The 366-nt window shown below is 59.0% G+C and carries 1 protein-coding gene; it reads left to right on the top strand.

Translation table 11 applies throughout. The features are described 5' to 3' along the window. On the top strand, positions 1 to 366 hold a 366-nt coding region (locus tag KDH83_RS32015), incomplete at both ends, for a hypothetical protein (protein WP_212323230.1).

Raw genomic sequence — 366 nt, 5'->3', positions numbered from 1 at the left:
TTTCTGGTATTTGGCGACATGCTCCTCTTTCGTCCAGATGGAGATCGTCCGTCCGCAATCGTCGGGCATGCACTATTCAAGGGCGCGGAGAGCGAGATTCCCATCCCCGCTGAGTGGCTGGCGGCGGGTTTCGACATGTCGCCAGCGGCCTTGATACGAGATATGGCGGGGCATCGACGCATCCTGGCGGACGCGTTCAGCACTGCCCGTACGCGCCTGGTGATCACTTCGCCATTTCTCACCTTGCGCGCCATCCAGGCTGACGGCGTACTGGAAATGATCCGGAAGGCGGTGACAAGAGGCGTGGCTGTGACGATCGTCAGCAATCCGTCCTTTGATTCCGGGAATAAAGACGTCTATCAGAGG

The organism is Achromobacter sp. Marseille-Q0513, assembly GCF_018195695.1.
Classification (GTDB): domain Bacteria; phylum Pseudomonadota; class Gammaproteobacteria; order Burkholderiales; family Burkholderiaceae_B; genus Achromobacter.
This window is presented reverse-complemented; position numbering and strand designations above follow the sequence as displayed.